General features: G+C 66.1%; 16 protein-coding genes. 4 read left to right on the top strand and 12 right to left on the bottom strand.

The window, feature by feature from the left end:
• The first annotated feature begins 1 nt into the window (after position 1).
• Entirely contained in the window at positions 2-373 is a 372-nt protein-coding gene (locus tag AC3FKH_RS28235; RefSeq protein WP_483711370.1) for a hypothetical protein, read from the top strand.
• A gap of 40 nt (positions 374-413) precedes the next feature.
• Here AC3FKH_RS28235 and AC3FKH_RS28230 read toward each other — a convergent pair whose 3' ends face one another.
• From AC3FKH_RS28230 to AC3FKH_RS28210, 5 genes are all read right to left on the bottom strand, one after another.
• The gene (locus AC3FKH_RS28230) at positions 414-551 is read right to left on the bottom strand and encodes a hypothetical protein (RefSeq protein ID WP_483711369.1); all 138 of its coding nucleotides are present in this window, start codon (positions 549-551) and stop codon (positions 414-416) included.
• A gap of 142 nt (positions 552-693) precedes the next feature.
• Positions 694-1,074, bottom strand: coding sequence for a hypothetical protein (locus AC3FKH_RS28225; RefSeq protein WP_488679002.1), 381 nt, complete (start codon positions 1,072-1,074; stop codon positions 694-696).
• 166 nt (positions 1,075-1,240) lie between these two features.
• Positions 1,241-2,434, bottom strand: coding sequence for a M20 aminoacylase family protein (locus tag AC3FKH_RS28220; protein ID WP_488679001.1), 1,194 nt, complete (start codon positions 2,432-2,434; stop codon positions 1,241-1,243).
• A gap of 18 nt (positions 2,435-2,452) precedes the next feature.
• Entirely contained in the window at positions 2,453-3,772 is a 1,320-nt protein-coding gene (locus tag AC3FKH_RS28215; RefSeq protein ID WP_488679000.1) for an MFS transporter, read from the bottom strand.
• A 199-nt stretch (positions 3,773-3,971) separates the two neighbouring features.
• Positions 3,972-4,889, bottom strand: coding sequence for a LysR substrate-binding domain-containing protein (locus AC3FKH_RS28210; protein ID WP_488678999.1), 918 nt, complete (start codon positions 4,887-4,889; stop codon positions 3,972-3,974).
• Positions 4,890-5,142: 253 nt separating this feature from the next.
• Between AC3FKH_RS28210 and AC3FKH_RS28205 the strand changes: the two genes are divergently transcribed.
• From AC3FKH_RS28205 to AC3FKH_RS28195, 3 genes are all read left to right on the top strand, one after another.
• On the top strand, positions 5,143-5,667 hold the full coding sequence (locus AC3FKH_RS28205) for a metal-dependent hydrolase (protein ID WP_488678998.1): 525 nt from the start codon (positions 5,143-5,145) through the stop codon (positions 5,665-5,667).
• A 419-nt stretch (positions 5,668-6,086) separates the two neighbouring features.
• Positions 6,087-7,673: a tannase/feruloyl esterase family alpha/beta hydrolase gene (locus AC3FKH_RS28200; RefSeq protein ID WP_488678997.1), complete on the top strand. Its 1,587-nt coding sequence runs from the start codon at positions 6,087-6,089 to the stop codon at positions 7,671-7,673.
• Between the two features lie 196 nt (positions 7,674-7,869).
• Entirely contained in the window at positions 7,870-8,916 is a 1,047-nt protein-coding gene (locus AC3FKH_RS28195) for a GGDEF domain-containing protein (RefSeq protein WP_488678996.1), read from the top strand.
• A 48-nt stretch (positions 8,917-8,964) separates the two neighbouring features.
• Here the strand turns inward: AC3FKH_RS28195 and AC3FKH_RS28190 are convergent, their stop codons facing one another.
• The 7 genes from AC3FKH_RS28190 to AC3FKH_RS28160 form a co-directional block, all read right to left on the bottom strand.
• Positions 8,965-9,111 carry a DUF3096 domain-containing protein gene (locus AC3FKH_RS28190; protein ID WP_488679052.1) on the bottom strand — a complete coding sequence of 49 codons (147 nt, stop codon included), beginning with the start codon at positions 9,109-9,111 and terminating at the stop codon, positions 8,965-8,967.
• 343 nt (positions 9,112-9,454) lie between these two features.
• A complete protein-coding gene (locus AC3FKH_RS28185; RefSeq protein WP_488678995.1) occupies positions 9,455-10,279 on the bottom strand; it encodes an SDR family NAD(P)-dependent oxidoreductase in 825 nt (274 codons plus the stop codon).
• A 26-nt stretch (positions 10,280-10,305) separates the two neighbouring features.
• Positions 10,306-10,722: a MaoC family dehydratase gene (locus tag AC3FKH_RS28180; RefSeq protein WP_488678994.1), complete on the bottom strand. Its 417-nt coding sequence runs from the start codon at positions 10,720-10,722 to the stop codon at positions 10,306-10,308.
• A gap of 11 nt (positions 10,723-10,733) precedes the next feature.
• The gene (locus tag AC3FKH_RS28175) at positions 10,734-11,174 is read right to left on the bottom strand and encodes a MaoC family dehydratase N-terminal domain-containing protein (protein WP_488678993.1); all 441 of its coding nucleotides are present in this window, start codon (positions 11,172-11,174) and stop codon (positions 10,734-10,736) included.
• 37 nt (positions 11,175-11,211) lie between these two features.
• Positions 11,212-12,402 (bottom strand): lipid-transfer protein, encoded by a 1,191-nt coding sequence (locus AC3FKH_RS28170; protein WP_488678992.1) that lies wholly within the window; start codon positions 12,400-12,402, stop codon positions 11,212-11,214.
• A 46-nt stretch (positions 12,403-12,448) separates the two neighbouring features.
• Positions 12,449-13,588, bottom strand: coding sequence for an acyl-CoA dehydrogenase family protein (locus tag AC3FKH_RS28165; RefSeq protein WP_488678991.1), 1,140 nt, complete (start codon positions 13,586-13,588; stop codon positions 12,449-12,451).
• A gap of 24 nt (positions 13,589-13,612) precedes the next feature.
• Complete coding sequence (locus AC3FKH_RS28160; RefSeq protein ID WP_488678990.1) at positions 13,613-15,496, bottom strand: feruloyl-CoA synthase; 1,884 nt, start codon at positions 15,494-15,496, stop codon at positions 13,613-13,615.
• Positions 15,497-15,618: the final 122 nt, after the last annotated feature.

Below are 15,618 nucleotides of genomic sequence, written 5' to 3'. Positions count from 1 at the left end.
GATGAACCGGGTTCACGCATGGATTGTCGTATGTAGCCTGATGACGGGCTGTGTATCGACGGGCGTCGACGTCATGCCGGAACAACTGGAGAACTTCCTTCCGGGATTTACCACCATCGGCGACGTGACCGGACAACTTGGCGCACCGACATCCCGGGCGGCCTTGAGCAATGGGGCGCTCATACTGGTCTATTCGTTTGCGACCTCAAAGCCTCACGCGGAGAGCTTTATCCCCTTCATCGGCCCGCTGTTCTCGGGCGGCGAGATCCGATCGTCGACTGTCCTGTTCGAGTTCGACCAGGATGGCGTGCTCAGGAGCCAGCGCAGGACGACTTCACTCGGCGCGTCCGGGCTGACTGTATTGCCGCATTAAGGGAGCGCCAGCAAAGGCGCTTGCATCCCAGGGACGGATATCAACGGTAGCCGTGCCCGTGGCCCCAGTATCCGCGGGAACCATGGTAGCCGTCGTAGTATCCGCCACCGTATGGCACCACGACACAGCCGCCAAGCAGCGTGGAAATGGCAATCAGCAGCGCGACAATGACTTTCATGGCGACTCCACAACGATGACAAAGGCGGAGAGGCCAGGCTGAACTTGCTGCCAACCGGCACTCTCCACAAAGCTACCGCTTGCGAACAGCGTTGCAATGACTTGCCTTGCAACTGACCTCCCGTTCGCGCGGGCGGAGCGACTTACTGCTTCTTCGTCTTGTCGGTATTGACGCTGGCTGTGGCGTTGGCCGCGTCGGCCGGCGTGCCAGGCTTCGCAGCCTCCGCGTTGTTCTTGGCCTGGTTGCTTTCCTTCTTCGCATCCACCTTTGTCTTGCCCGCTTCGGACTTGGCAGCCCCCATCTTGGCCGACTTGTGGTGGGTGCTCTTCGCGGTGGACTTGCTGGCACCAGCCTTTGCACCAGCCTTTGCTTCCGTCTTTGCGTCGGTCTTTTCCTTGACCGCCGTTGCCTGGTCTTTCGTCGCGGCCGCCTGTGGCTGAGTCGCGGAAGCTGGCGCGCCAGTCTGCGCGAAGACGGTACCGACAAGGGCTGCGGAGGCGAGGGCAGCGAACAGCTTCTTCATGACGTCAACTCCTGAGGATCGTTTGAGAGCGCGGCACTGCGCCGTGCTTGCCTCCTACAACGGCACGGCGCAGTGCCGCGATGACGCAGAACTCGTGACAATCCGTAAGTATTGAAACAGACCGAAGCGATTCGCATGGGCCGCCCGCCCGCTGGTGCAAGCCGCGTCAGCGCAGGTATTGCTCGGCCAGTGCAACCCAGCATGCCGCGCCGATTGGGATCAGCTTGTCGTTGAAGTCATAGCCATCGTTGTGCAGCGAGCATCCGACCCACGCCTGCCCGGCCATGCCATTGCCCAGCGCAAAGTAGCAGCCGGGCATTTTCTCCAGCATCCAGGCAAAGTCCTCGCTCCCCATCTGCGACGACGGCGGCATGCGGATCACGCGCTCGTTGCCGACCACCGATGCCACGGCGTCACGGGCGATCCCGGCCTCGCGCGTGCTGTTCTGGATCGCCGGGACCATGCGCTCATACTCGAGTTCTGCCTGCACGCCGTACGAGGCCGCCTGGTGCGAGACCACTTCGCGGATGCGGCGCTCCAGCAGTTCGCGCACTTCCGGCTTGGTGGCGCGCACGCTGAGCTTGAGCGTTGCCGTCTCGGGAATGATGTTGTACGTCGTGCCCGCATGCATTTCGCCGACGCTGATGACAGCTGCGTCCACCGGCGCCACGTTGCGCGCGACGATGCCCTGCAAGGCCACCACGGTGGCCGACATGGCGAGCGTCGGATCGACGGCGAGGTTGGGCATGGCACCGTGTCCGCCACGGCCGCGGAAGCTCACGGTGACGCGATCCGACGAGCCGCCCAGCGGACCCTCCTGCACCACGGCCGCACCCAGCGGCAGCCCCGGCGCATTGTGGAAGGCATAGATGCCGTCGCACGGGAAGCGCTCGAACAGGCCGTCGGCCATCATGGCGAGGGCCCCGGTCAGGCCTTCCTCGTCCGGCTGGAAGATCAGGTTCAGCGTGCCCGTGAAGTTGCGCGTCGAAGCGAGGTACTCTGCGGCCGCCAGCAGCGTGGCCGTGTGCCCGTCGTGACCGCAGGCATGCATGCGCCCCGGGATCTCGCTGGCGTAGGGCAGGCCGGTGCGTTCCTGCAGCGGCAGGGCGTCCATGTCGGCGCGCAGGCCGATGCGGCGCGTGCCGTCGCCCACTTTGAGCTGCCCCACCAGGCCGCGGCCGCCAACGGTGTGCACGCTGTAGCCCCACTGCTTCAGCAGGCCCGCCACGAGCTCGGCGGTATGGGCGACGTCCGCGCCCAGTTCCGGACGGGCATGGATGCGCTGGCGGACTTGCGCGAAGCGCTGCGAGGCCGCATGCAGCGCCGCGGGGATATTCAGGTTCTCGGGCAGTTGGTTCATGGTGTCGTGCGTGGAAGGTCAGTCGCGACCGGGGTGCGAAGGAAACATCGACAGGGCGATCAGGCTGATGGTGCTGGCGCTCATCAGGTACCAGGCGGGCGCCATCGGCGAGCCGGTGGTGGCAATCAGCCAGGTCACCACCAGCGGGGCAAAGCCGCCGAAAACGGTCACGCCCAGGCTGTACATCACCGACATGCCGGTGGCACGGTGTTCGCGCGGAAACGCTTCCATCATCATGGCGGCACCGGCGCCGCCGCTGATCGACATGATGGTCACGCTCACGCCGATCTGCAGCACCACCGACATCAGCGTGGCATGCGTGGTCAGCAGCAGGAAGTTCGGATAGCACCAGGCCAGCGACGCCAGGATGGCCGCCACGATCATCGGCTTGCGCGTGGGCAGGCGGTCGGCCAGCTTGCCGAACAGGGGCGACATGACCAGCATGGCGAGGCCGGCCATGCACGCGGCCAGGAAGGCCGTGACCGGCGGCATGTGGATCGACTGGATCAGGTACGTCGGCATGTAGAAGACCGTGATGTACATGCCCGAGGTGCTGCCCGTCATCAGCAGCATGCCCAGCAGCAGCACGCGCCAGTACTTGTGGAAGACGGACTTCAGGTCGGCGTGTTCGGCGCCGCCCGTGTGCGTTTCCTTCAGGTTGCGGCGAATGTAGAGGCCGACCGGCGCGATCAGCAGGCCGATCATGAACGGAATGCGCCAGCCCCACGACATCATGGCCTCCGGCGAGAGTGCCGCGGTGATGGCCGCGCCGGTGAGCGCGCCGGCCAGCGCGGCGCCGCCCTGGGTCGCGCCTTGCCAGCTCACCAGGAAGCAGCGCTTCTGCCTGCCGGCCGATTCCATCAACAGCGCCGAGGCCGCGCCGATCTCGCCGCCAGCCGAGAGGCCCTGGAGCAGGCGTCCCATGACCACGATCACGGTCGCGGCGAGCCCGATCGACGCGTGCGTGGGCGCGAAGGCAATCAGCGCAGTGCCGGCCGTCATCAGGCCGATGGTCAGCGTGAGCGCGGCCTTGCGGCCGCGGCGGTCGGCGAAATGCCCGATCAGCACAGCGCCGAGCGGCCGCATCACAAACCCGGCGCCGAAGGTCGCGAACGACAGCATCAGCGAGGCCAGCGGGCTGCTGCTCGGGAAGAACAGGCGGCCGATGGTGGCGGCGAAGAAGCTGTAGACGGTGAAGTCATACATCTCCAGGCCGTTGCCGATGGCGGCGGCCACCACGGCGCGGCGCGCATGCGAGCGTTCGGCTGCGGGCGCGGCACCTGCAGCGGCGCCCGCCTGAGGCGGGAGGGTGAGTGACGCGGGCTGCGAATCGATCATTGAGTCCTCGCTGGTATGGCGCTGGGGCGTTGTAGCCGGAACAGGAGACCGGTGCGCCCGATCCTGTGTGCGTCAGATGGTACGAGGACGGCCGCGTTCGCGGTCCTAGCTTTTGTTCATGGGTATGAGCAATGGCTATGCTCGGGTAATCCCGGAGAAGGGCGCCGTGCGAGCGGGCGAAGGGGCTCGTTAGTCGCCCTCAGGCGGCGTGGCCGGCCACGCCGTGCACCTGCTGCAGCCCGTCAAGCAGACGGCTATGCAGGCGTTCCGCCGCCCAGGTGAGGGTGTGGCGGTCCCGCGTGACGAGCGACACCATGCGGTCCGGCAGCGGCTCGTCGATGGTGATGAAGTCGATGGTCTGCAGGATCAGCGCGTTGCGCAGCGATTCGGCCGAGAGCAGCAGCAGCGCATCGGACTTCCAGCACAGGTCGAGCGCCAGGCTCATCGACGTGCATTCCACCACGCGCTGCGGCAACTCCAGCCCCGCGCTGGCGAACAGCAACGGAAAGGGCGAGTGGAAATCGCTGAGCGGATCCAGCGTGAGCCAGTCGGCCTGCTGAAGCTCGCGCAGCGAGCGCGAGCCGCGCAGCGCATGGCCCTTGCGCGCGCCGATCACGGACGGCACTCGGCACACAGGCGTGCAGTCGAGCCCGCGATCGGCCGGCAGCAGCTGCGACGTCAGCGCGAAATCCATCATGCCTTCGCGTACCTGCTCCAGCAATTGCGCCGGCCGCATTTCCTGGATGCGCAGGCGCGCTCCGGGGAATTCGCGGCGGAAGGTGTCGAGTACGGCAGCCACCGGCCGCATCAGGGCCGTCACCGGCGTGACGCCGAAACTGATTTCGCTGACGACGGTGCCCTTCATGTCTTCGAGGTCGTCGCGCGCGCGGCGCACGTTCTCGCTGATCAGCCGCGCATGGCCGACCAGCCGCTGGCCAATGGGCGTCAGGCGGATGCCCTTGCTGGAGCGCACGAAGAGCGTGGCACCGACCGAGGTTTCCAGCTCCTTCATGGCCTTGCTGAGCGCAGGCTGCGTGATGTGCAGCACGCGCGAGGCCTCCTGGATGCTGCCGGCGTCGGCGACCGCGGCGAGCGCGCGGAGCTGGTGAAGTTTCATGGGATGGGATGGGCTGGGCAAGGTCGGCTCCGGCGCGAATCGGCCAGTTTCCGGCCAGTTTCCGGAACGGGTGCCATTGTGTCGCGGATGGAAGCGAGAGGGCAATGCTCGCGCGCGTCCCGCCATCGGACGGCGTGTGCTGCGGCACAGCAATGACATCCGAGGTGCCCGCGATCCGGCTCTGGCGTTTTAAGGGCATATCTGCCAAGATGCGCGCCCTCACTGATCACCGGCAAAGCAGCGCAGTCCCATCATGGCCTCAACAAAAGCACACCACGCCACGGGATGGGCGACGGCCGTCATCGCCGCCTCCGTCATTGCAAAATACGGCGGCGGCGGATGGGTGTGGGAAAGCGCGGCAGGTTTCGTGGCGGCGTTGCTGGGCAGCACGGCGCCGGACTGGCTCGAAGTGGCATGGTGGTCAAGGTCGCGCCGCCTCTGGATTACCCATCGGACCTGGACGCACTGGGGCATCGCGTGGATCGGCCTGCTGGGGTGGGCCTACCATGCACTGGGAACACACGTCCTGGCGGCGCCGGCATTCGGATTTGCCTGCGGGGGCGTCATGCACCTGCTGGCCGACTGGCCGAATCCACTTGGCGTGCCGTGGATCGCGGGCCGGCATTCCCTCAACTGGTGGAAGAGCGGGCGCTGCGACCTTGTCATCGTCGCGGCGTCCTGGCTGATTGCCCTCGCGGTTTCGGATGAAATCTGGCTGCATGGATTACACAGTCTTGCGCTTGTCCACCAGCTGCGCATCGGGCCGTCCTACTTTTGAGCGCCAGGGCGGCTGATCGCCTCACGGCCCCATGCAGATTCTTTCAAGCGATTGAAAAAGATTCATATCGACGCGCGCACGCGATTTCGAACCCGTATAACAAGCGCGACGCATATGAAAGCCACAGCATATTCCAATCCACATCCGCTCCTGCATCGGCACTGGCACGTCGATTGCAGAGGGTCTTCCGGGATATCTCGTCGGGCGACACCGCAGGCGTATCCCACCCTTGGAGACACCTGGAGAAGAAAATGTCAAAAGACATTGGATGTAGACGCTTGCCAGCGCCAGTCGGACTGGCGCCGCGTGTCGTTGCGACTGCCGCAGTACTTGTCCTGAGCGCCTGCGGTGGCGGCGGTGGCGATGACGACCACGCCAATAATCCTACGCACCCGGTTACCCCGGTTTCGTGCGAGAACATGCCAGGCCAGACCGTTGCATCCAGCAGCATCGGCCTGCCTACCAAGGGCGCGACCGTCACTGCCGCGGTCAAGGTGCCGGCCTCCGGCGGCGGCCAGCTTGGCACCGGCGAGTACTGCAAGGTGACCGGCACGATCACCTCGGTCGATCCGACCGCGCCGGCCATCAAGTTCGAGGTTGACATGCCGGCGAGCTGGAACCAGAAGGTCGTCATGTTCGGCGGCGGCGGCTACGACGGCACCATCCCGAACACGGCCGGCAACGTGCCGGCAGGCCCGACCGACCAGCCCACGCCGCTTGCGCGCGGCTATGCCACGTTCGCCAGCGATTCCGGCCACCAGGCCGGCGCACTCGGCAGCCGCGACGGCTCGTTCGGCACCAATGACGAGGCGCTGCGCAACTTCGCCGGCGACGCGCTGAAGAAAACCCGCGACGCCGCGGTGGCGCTGATCAAGCTGCACTACCAGGCCGATGGTCCGAAGAAGGCCTATTTCGCCGGCGGTTCATCCGGCGGCCGCGAAGCGCTGGCAGTGGTGCAGCGCTGGCCTGCGGACTGGGATGGCGCGATCGTGCTCTATCCGGCGTGGAATGCCGCCAGCCTGGACTTGCAGTTCGGCCGCATCACGCGCGCGTTCGCCGCGCCGGGCGCTTATCCGAACCAGGCCAAGCGCAAGGTCCTGTATGACGCCGCCATTGCCGCATGCGACAACCTGGACGGTGTCAAGGACGGCCTGATCAGCAGTATCGCTGCTTGCAACGCCAGTTTCGACCCGTCAACGGCGATGCTGAACGGCCAGGCGGTGCGTTGCGCCAACGGCGCCGATACCGGCGACACCTGCCTGTCCGACGCGCAGATCAGCGCCCTGAAGGTCTATAACTCGGAAATCGTATTTGGCTATGCGCTGGGGAGCGGAGAGACAAGATATCCTGGCTTCAACGTCTGGGGCGCGGACCTGGGTCTTGCCGGCACCGCGTCCATCCAGCCCACGGTCATCGCGCTGGCCCTCAATACCGATGCCCCGGCCAACCCGATGCCGGCCACTGCGCCGTACATGAGCGTGTTCTGGGACCAGTGGGTGCGCTACTTCGTCACGCGTGACCCGACCTTCAACTCGCTCACGCTCGACCCGCAGAACCCGGGGTCGTGGCAGGACCGCGTCAGCCAGCTCACAGCGATCCAGGACGTCAACAAGACCGACTTGTCCGCCTTCAAGAACCATGGCGGCAAGATTCTGATGGCGCATGGCATGTCCGACGTGCTGGTCAGCACGCGCTCGACGGAGGACTATTTCACGCGGGTGCAAAGCACGATGGGCGGCGCGGACAATGTCAGCGCGTTCATGCGCTACTACGAGATCCCCGGCTATGGCCATGCCGCGAGCTCTGTTTTCAACGCCTCGTGGGATTCGCTGACTGCGCTGGAGAACTGGGTCGAGAAGAATACGGCACCGTCGTCGCAGGTCGTGACCGACACAGTTGGTGTTCCGGGCCGGACCCGGCCGCTGTGCGAGTATCCGAACTGGCCGAAGTACAACGGATCCGGCGATGTCAACGTAGCCGCGAGCTATACCTGCGCCACCAAGTGATGTGACACGTGAAGGAAAGGGCCGGCCACCGAAGCCGGCCCTTGTCACTTTCGGGCAACCCGCTATGCATCTCCCGGCGCCGCGGTGAACAGCGCTTCGGGTCGGGCGCAGGGGAGGGCCAGGTTTTTACTTCAGAACTACGTCCGTCCGGCCGTTAGCCAGTCGTGCTCCCAACCTGCAACCGCGAGTGGCCAACATGAACAGCCCGGAATCGTCTCAAATCCTTCTTCAGGCAGCATTCCTGCGGCATGAGGAAACCCTGGCACGGAACCAGCACGTTTTCGGAGATGGCGACGGTGCCGTCTACCGGACGCTGCTGGAATCGACCAAGGCCATCCCGTGGAAGATCGACTGGGCCACCATGACGTTCACCTATATCGGCCCGCAGATCGAAGCCTTGCTTGGGTGGGCACCGTCGAGCTGGCAGACCGTCAACGACTGGGCCGAGCGCATGCACCCCGACGACCGCGCCGCCGTGGTCGAATTCTGCGTGGCGCAGTCGCAGAGCGGCACCGACCACGAGGCCGACTACCGCGCGCTGACGCGCGACGGAAGCTATGTCTGGCTGCGCGACGTGGTGCACGTGGTGCGCAACGAGCGCGGCGAAGTCGAGGCCCTGGTCGGCTTCATGTTCGACATCAGTGAACGCAAGCGTACCGAGCAGGAACTGGCGCGCCTGCAGAAAGAGCTGGAAGATCTCTCGTTTCGCGACAGCCTGACCGGCATCGCCAATCGGCGCATGTTCGACCGCACGCTGGAGCGCGCATGGGCCGCGGGCCAGGCGTCAGGCAAGCCGCTGTCGCTGATCCTGGCCGATATCGACTTTTTCAAGTCGTACAACGATTACTACGGCCATCTGCAGGGCGATGCCTGCCTGAAGCGCATCGCCGGCCTGTTGCAGCAAGCTGCCGGACCGGATGCCTTCGTGGCCCGCTTCGGCGGCGAGGAGTTCGTGCTGGTCCTTCCAGATACCGACGCCGACGCCGCGGTGCGGACCGCGGAGCGTTGCCGCGAGCTGATTGCCGGACAGGCGATCGCGCACGTGCGCTCGCCGTACAACCAGTGCGTGACGGCAAGCTTTGGCGTGGGCACCGTAGTGCCCACTGACCGTGAAGACACAGCGACATTCGTCAATCTGACCGACGCGCAGCTTTACCATGCCAAGGACAATGGCCGGAATCGCATCGCTGCGGTCGACCGGGCGGGCAGGGGAGGCGAGACGTTCAAGGTCCATTCCCGCTGACGGATTTTTCCGTCGGGGGCTGCCACCGTCACCGGTCACGGCATGCGCTCAGCGCAGGTGTCCGCCAAACAGTCCAAGCAATCCGATGACGATCAGGTAGATGGCGACGATGTAGTTGAGCAGTCGCGGCATGATCAGGATCAGGATGCCGGCGATCAGCGAAATGAGAGGCCCGGCGCTGGTGATGACAGTGATGTCTTTCATGATGCTCTCGCTATGAGCTGCCATGACATCAGTCTCGCGTTGTATGGCCGGGGTGGGATATCGGAGGATGTCCTACACGGACGGCGAGCTTGTTGGCGCCCTTGAGGTGCGCAGGTATCACCCGCCTCGCCCGCGCCGCCATTGGCCAGTGCGATGGCGGCATTCTGCAACGGCGGTGGTGGCGGGCTGGTTACCAGGCCCATCAACCCATCAGTCCCCGGCACCTCCAGAAAACAGGAATGGCCCATGCATGCCGCATCCTCCGCAGCACGCATGGGCCATCATCCAAAGCAATACAGGACGCCCCCCGGCGCCCTGCATTCAGCACGATGCCTTACTGCACATTACCCGCCACCGCCACCACCTGGCCGGTGATGTAGTTCGAATCCGGCGAGCAGAACAGGTACACGCCGCCCGCGGCTTCCTCCGGCGTGCCGCCGCGCCCCAGCGGGTTGCGCTGCGCGTGGGTCTTCAGCATTTCCGGGTTCAGGCCCACGCGGATCTCGCGGCCTTCGATATTCACCGTGGCCCTGGCCTTGGCGTCGGCGGACGTCATGCGGGTATGGATCAGGCCGAATGCCACCGCGTTGACGTTGACGTTGAAGCGGCCCCATTCGCGCGCCATCGCACGGGTCATGCCGATCACGCCGGCCTTGGCGCCGGAGTAATTGATCTGGCCGGCATTGCCGTTCAGGCCCGAGGTCGACGAGATATTGACGATCTTGCGGTACACCTCGCGGCCGGCTTCCTTGTCGGCGGCATGCAGCGCCTTCAGATGCGGATAGGCGGCGCGCAGGATGCGGAACGGTGCCGTCATGTGGCAGTCCAGGATCGCGTACCACTGCTCGTCGCTCATCTTCTGCACCACGTCGTCCCAGGTGAAGCCGGCGTTGTTGACGATGATGTCGATACCCTTGAACGTGTTCATGGCGGTACCGATGAAGCGGTCCGCGAAGTCCGGCGCGGCGACGTTGCCGACGCACGCGACCGCGTCCACGCCCATGGCCTTCAGTTCTTCCACGGTTTGCTGGGCGGGTTCGGCGTCCAGGTCGTTGATGACCAGGCGTGCACCTTCGCGTGCCAGGCGCTTGGCGATGGCGTTGCCGATGCCGCGGCCCGAACCGGTGACCAGTGCCACCTTGCCTTCAAGTGCTCCCATCTTTGACTCCCGAATGTGTTTGGGTTTTAGAGGGCAACGACCGCGTCGCCCAGGATCCTGGTTTCGCCATACTGGTTGGCGGTCTGGATTTCCAGCTTGATGCGGTTTTCACCGTCGGCGTGAAGCTTCTCCACCACGCGTCCGGTGCAGGTGATGCGGTGGCCAAGGTGGGTGATGCCGACAAAGCGCACGCCGAAGTTGCGCAGCTGGCGCTGGTCCACCCACAGTGTCAGCAGGCGGCCCAGGTAGGCCATCGACAGCATGCCGTGCGCGAACACGTCGGGCATGCCGGCCTTGCGGGCATAGTCGGTGTCGATATGGATGGCGTTGTGGTCGTTCGACGCGCCGGCAAACAGTGCCAGCGTGGTGCGGTTGATCGGCTCCAGCGTCAGCGGCGGCAGGGTGTCGCCCACGTTGATCCGGTCAAAGCTCAGCTTGTTCATGGGTGTCCTCCTCAGCCGTTGCGCTGCACGATCACGCTGCGCAGGTCCGCCACGCGTTCGCCATCCTGGTTGGTGACGCGGGTTTCGCGCACCACGAAATCCAGTGCGCCGCCTTTCTTGTCATAGATGTCCGCGACGGTCGTGCGAAAGTGCAGGACCTCGCCCGCATAGGCCATGCGGTGATAGGTGAAGGACTGCTCGCCGTGCAGGATGCGGTCCGGGCGGATGCCCAGCTCGTCGCGCCAGTTGCCGGCCGGCTGGGCCAGTTCCAGCGAGAAGAGGAAGGTCGGCGGCAGCGGCAGGCCGGGATGGCCGGCATCGCGGGCGGCGGATTCGTCGGTGTAGATGGCGCGCGTCTCGCCGGTGGCCTTGGCGAAGAAGCGCAGCTGGCTGGCCGGGGCCGAGGTGCGGAAATCCGCGATCACCTTCCCGATGTGTTTCTTGTCGATCATGTCGAATGTCTCCGTTCGTCCTTGCTTGCGCCGGCGATCAGCGCGCTTTCTGGTAGACGGTGACGACGCAGGCGCCGCCCAGGCCGACGTTGTGCGCCAGCGCCGTCTTCGCGCCCGAGACCTGGCGCGCTTCCGCGGTGCCGCGCAGCTGGTGGGTCAGCTCGTAGCACTGCGCAAGGCCGGTGGCGCCGAGCGGATGTCCCTTGGACAGCAGGCCGCCGGACGGGTTGACGACCCACTCGCCGCCATAGGTGTTGTCGCCATCGTCGACCAGCTTCTCGGCTTCGCCTTCGGCGCACAGGCCCAGCGCTTCATAGGTCAGCAGCTCGTTCTGCGCGAAGCAGTCATGCAGCTCGATCACGTCGATGTCGTGCGGGCCGATGCCAGCCTGCTCGTAGACGCTCGTGGCCGCGTCGCGGGCCATGTCGAAGCCCACCACGCGGATCATGTCCCTGGCGTCGTAGGTGCTGGGCTTGTCGGTGGTCAGCGCCTGCGCGGCGATCAGCACGTCGGTGCGCAGGCCGCGCTTGCGGGCGAAGTCCTCCGACACGACGATGGCGGCGGCACCTCCGCAGGTCGGCGGGCAGGCCATCAGGCGGGTCAATACGCCATCCCATAGCATCGGCGCGGCCATGACATCCTCGGTCGAGACGACGTTGCGGAACACGGCCAGCGGGTTGCGCGCGGCGTGCTGGCTGGCCTTGGCGCGGATCTTCGCGAAGGTCTCCAGCTTCGTGCCGTATTTTTTCATGTGGGCCATGCCGGCGCCGGCGAACTGGCGGATGGCGTTGCTCAGGCCTTCCTGTCGGCCGACCAGTTCATCCACCACCTCGTTGGCGCGTTCCAGCGCGCTGGCGCGGTCGGTCCATACCGACCTCAGCGCTCCGGGGTTCATGAACTCGAAGCCGACGGCCAGCGCGCACTCCACTGCGCCGCTCTGCACGGCCTGGCGTGCCAGGAACAGCGCCGACGAGCCGGTGGCGCAGTTGTTGTTGACGTTGATCACCGGAATGCCGGTCATGCCGACACGGTACAGGGCCTTCTGGCCGCAGGCGGAGTCGCCGTACACATAGCCGGCGTAGGCCTGCTGCACGTCCGCGTAGGACAGGCCAGCATCTTCCAGCGCCTGCTTCACGGCCCGGGCGCCCATCACGTCATAGGTCTCGCTGGTGCCGGGCTTCTTGAACGGGATCATGCCGACGCCGGCGACGAAGACTTTGCGGGTCATTGATTGGCTCCTGAGGTTTTACTGTGTTGTAGGGTCGTGACTGGCGTTACAGCTTGCGCGAGATCAGGTCGCGCATGACTTCGCTGGTACCGCCGTAGATGCGGGTCACGCGCGAATCGGCAAAGGCGCGTGCCACCGGGTACTCCATCATGTAGCCGTAGCCGCCATGCAGCTGCACCATCTCGTCCAGCGCCTTGCCCAGCGTCTCGGTCGCGTAGAGCTTGGCGATGGCGGCTTCTTCCAGCGTCAGGCGGCGGCGGATGTGCTCGGCGAGGTAGTGGTCCACCATCAGGCGCACGGCAACGGCCTGGGCCTTGATGTCGGCGAGCTTGAATTTGGTGTTCTGGAAGTCCCATACGGTCTGGTTGAACGCCTTGCGGTCCTTGACGTAGTCGAGCGTGTGCTCCAGGCAGACTTCCAGCTTGGCCGCGGCGCTCACTGCGATCGACAGGCGTTCCTGCGGCAGTTCGCCCATCAGGTAGGCAAAGCCCTTGCCTTCCTCGCCGAGCAGGTTGGAGACCGGCACGCGCACGTTGTCGAAGAACAGCTCGGCGGTGTCCTGTGCGTGCTGGCCGACCTTGTCCAGCTTGCGGCCGCGGCGGAAGCCCTCGCGCCCGGCCTCCACCACGATCAGGCTCACGCCACGGGCGCCCGCGGCCGGGTCGGTCTTGCAGACCATGATGATCAGGTCGGCGTTCAGGCCGTTGCTGATGAAGGTCTTGCTGCCGTTGATCACGTATTCGTCGCCGTCGCGCATGGCGGTGGTGCGGATGGCCTTCAGGTCGCTGCCGGTGCCCGGTTCGGTCATGCCGATGGCCAGGATGTATTCGCCCGAACAGACCTTGGGCAGCCAGCGCTGCTTCTGCTCCTCGTTGCCGATGCGGTTGATGTACGGGGCAATGATGTCGGAGTGCACGCCAAAGCCCAGGCCGCTCACGCCGGCGCGCGCCAGTTCCTCGTTGTAGATGGAGGCGTGGCCGAAGTCGCCGCCGCCGCCGCCGTATTCGGTCGGCAGGGTGACGCAGAGCAGGCCTTCGCGGCCGGCCTTGAGCCAGGTCTCGCGGTCGACCTTGCCGGCCTTGTCCCATTCCGCCTGCTTCGGCACGCACTCCTTCTCCAGGAAGCGGCGCACCGTGGTGCGGAACATCTCGTGGTCGTCGCGGTAGATGCTACGGTTGATTTGCATGAATGTCTCCGGAGGAAGCGGGGTTCAGGATGCGCAGGCCACGTGGGGCGCGGGTTCGGGTTGAAACAGCTCATCGACCAGGTGCGCCCGGCGCGCGCGCGTGGCGGCCTGGTTCACATAGCCCTTGTCGGCAATCTCGTTGGCGTCGATCGAAGGCGGCTCGGCCATCAGCAGCACGCGGCGCACGGCCAGGCTGGCGCCGGCGCTGCCGCTCTTGAGCCGTTCGCGGATCGCATTGACGACCACCGGGTGGCACACCAGCGAGTGCGCGTCGGCATCGGCCAGTTCGGGAGCGAGCCGGCGGCATGCGGCCAGGTTCGGCCAGGCCAGCGCAGCCAGGTAGTCGTGGTCGTGGCCGCAGATGACGGCGTCGGTAATCAGCGGCGCGCATTGCTCGACCAGGCCGAGGCGGACCGCTCCGGTGCGCACCCACGTGCCGTTGGTGAGCTTGAAGTCCTCGACCACGCGGCCGGCGAAGGTCACGCCGCGCGCAGGGTCGGCCGGATCGGCCAGGCGCACGGCGTCGCCCAGGCGGAAGTAGCCTTCATCGTCAAAGGCTGCTGCGGTCAGTGCTGGCTGCTTGACGTAGCCGGAGAAGACGAAGGGCCCGCGCATGCGGATCTCGTAGCGGCCGTCACCGCCCTCAAGGGGAACCAGCTTGACTTCGCAGCCAGGCATCGGCACGCCGACATTGCCCGGCGCCTCGGTGGGCCGCGGGCACTGAATACCCATGCCACTGGTTTCGGTAGTGGCGAGGCCGGAGCACATCACAATGCGTTCGCCGACCGTTGCCTCGGCCACGCGGTGGATGCGGTCCCACACGTCGCGTGGCAGGCTGGCCCCGCCATAGGAGAAGTTCACGACCTTGGCAAACAGGCTGCGCGCAAGCTCCGGATCGCGCTCGAGTTCGGCGGCAAGCATGGCCCATGCCGACGGTACGCTGGTGAATATGGCGGGCGACACTTCGCGCAGGTTGCGCACGGTACGTTCGAACTGGCCCGGCAGCGGCCTGCCGTCGTCGATGTGGTGCGCGCCGCCGACCACGATGGTCCGGCTCAGGTTAAGGACGCCGCCGAGCCCATGGTGCCATGGCAGCCAGCACAGGAAGACCGGCTGGGATTCGGTCAGCGCCGCATAGGTGTCGGCAAAGTACGTGGCGACAGCGGCCAGGTTGCTGTATGACAGTGCCACGCCCTTTGGCGTGCCGGTCGAGCCCGAAGTGAAGAGCACGCGGCCGGTCTGCTCGGGGCGGATCGCGGCATGCGCCTCGGCCAGCCGGCGCAGGCGGGCCGGCGTGAGTTCGGTGGCGGCGAGCTGGCTCCAGGCTACCTGGCTGCCCGTGGCGCCTTCCACGGCGATGACCGGCGCATCTGCGCAACCCAGCGCAGCGATGGCGCGCTCGAACGGCGCCGCGGATTGCACGAACACCGCAGCCGGCGGCACCAGTTCCGCCACGCTGCGCAGGCGGGCGAAGTCGCGGCTGAGCAGCGAGTAGGCCGGCGACACGGGCGCGGTCGGTACGCCGACGTATTCGGCGGCGAGCAGCACCACCGCCTGTTCGATGGCATTGCCGGACAGCAGCAGCAGCGGGCGTTCCTGCCCGAGGCCCATCTCCAGCAGGGCGGCGCCCACGGCCTGTACCTGCTGCCAGAGGTCGGCCCAGCTCAGCGAGCGCCACTGGCCCTGGGCGTCGCGTTCGCGGAACGCCGGCAGCGAACCGCGCCGGGCCGCCCACAAGGGCAGGAATTCGGGAAGGCCATGCTGGGGCAGGTCGGCGGGGGGCGCGGCACAGCGCAGCAGCACGGTACCGTCCGAACGTGTCTCCACCAGCGTTTCGCGGCTGGGGAAGACAGTCGGGCGGTAGCGTACCGGCTCGGCCGGGGAAGATTCGGCCAGGGATGCGGTCATGGTGTTGTCTCCACGGTGTACGGCGCGCCTTGCATGGCACGCCTGCGCTTGCTGCCTGCAACGCTGGCAGGGCGTAGCGCTGGTATGGCGCTAAGTTACCGGGGAGGGGTGGGGTGGGTGAA

Source organism: Cupriavidus sp. 21MJTG02-4 (assembly GCF_057798975.1).
This window is presented reverse-complemented; position numbering and strand designations above follow the sequence as displayed.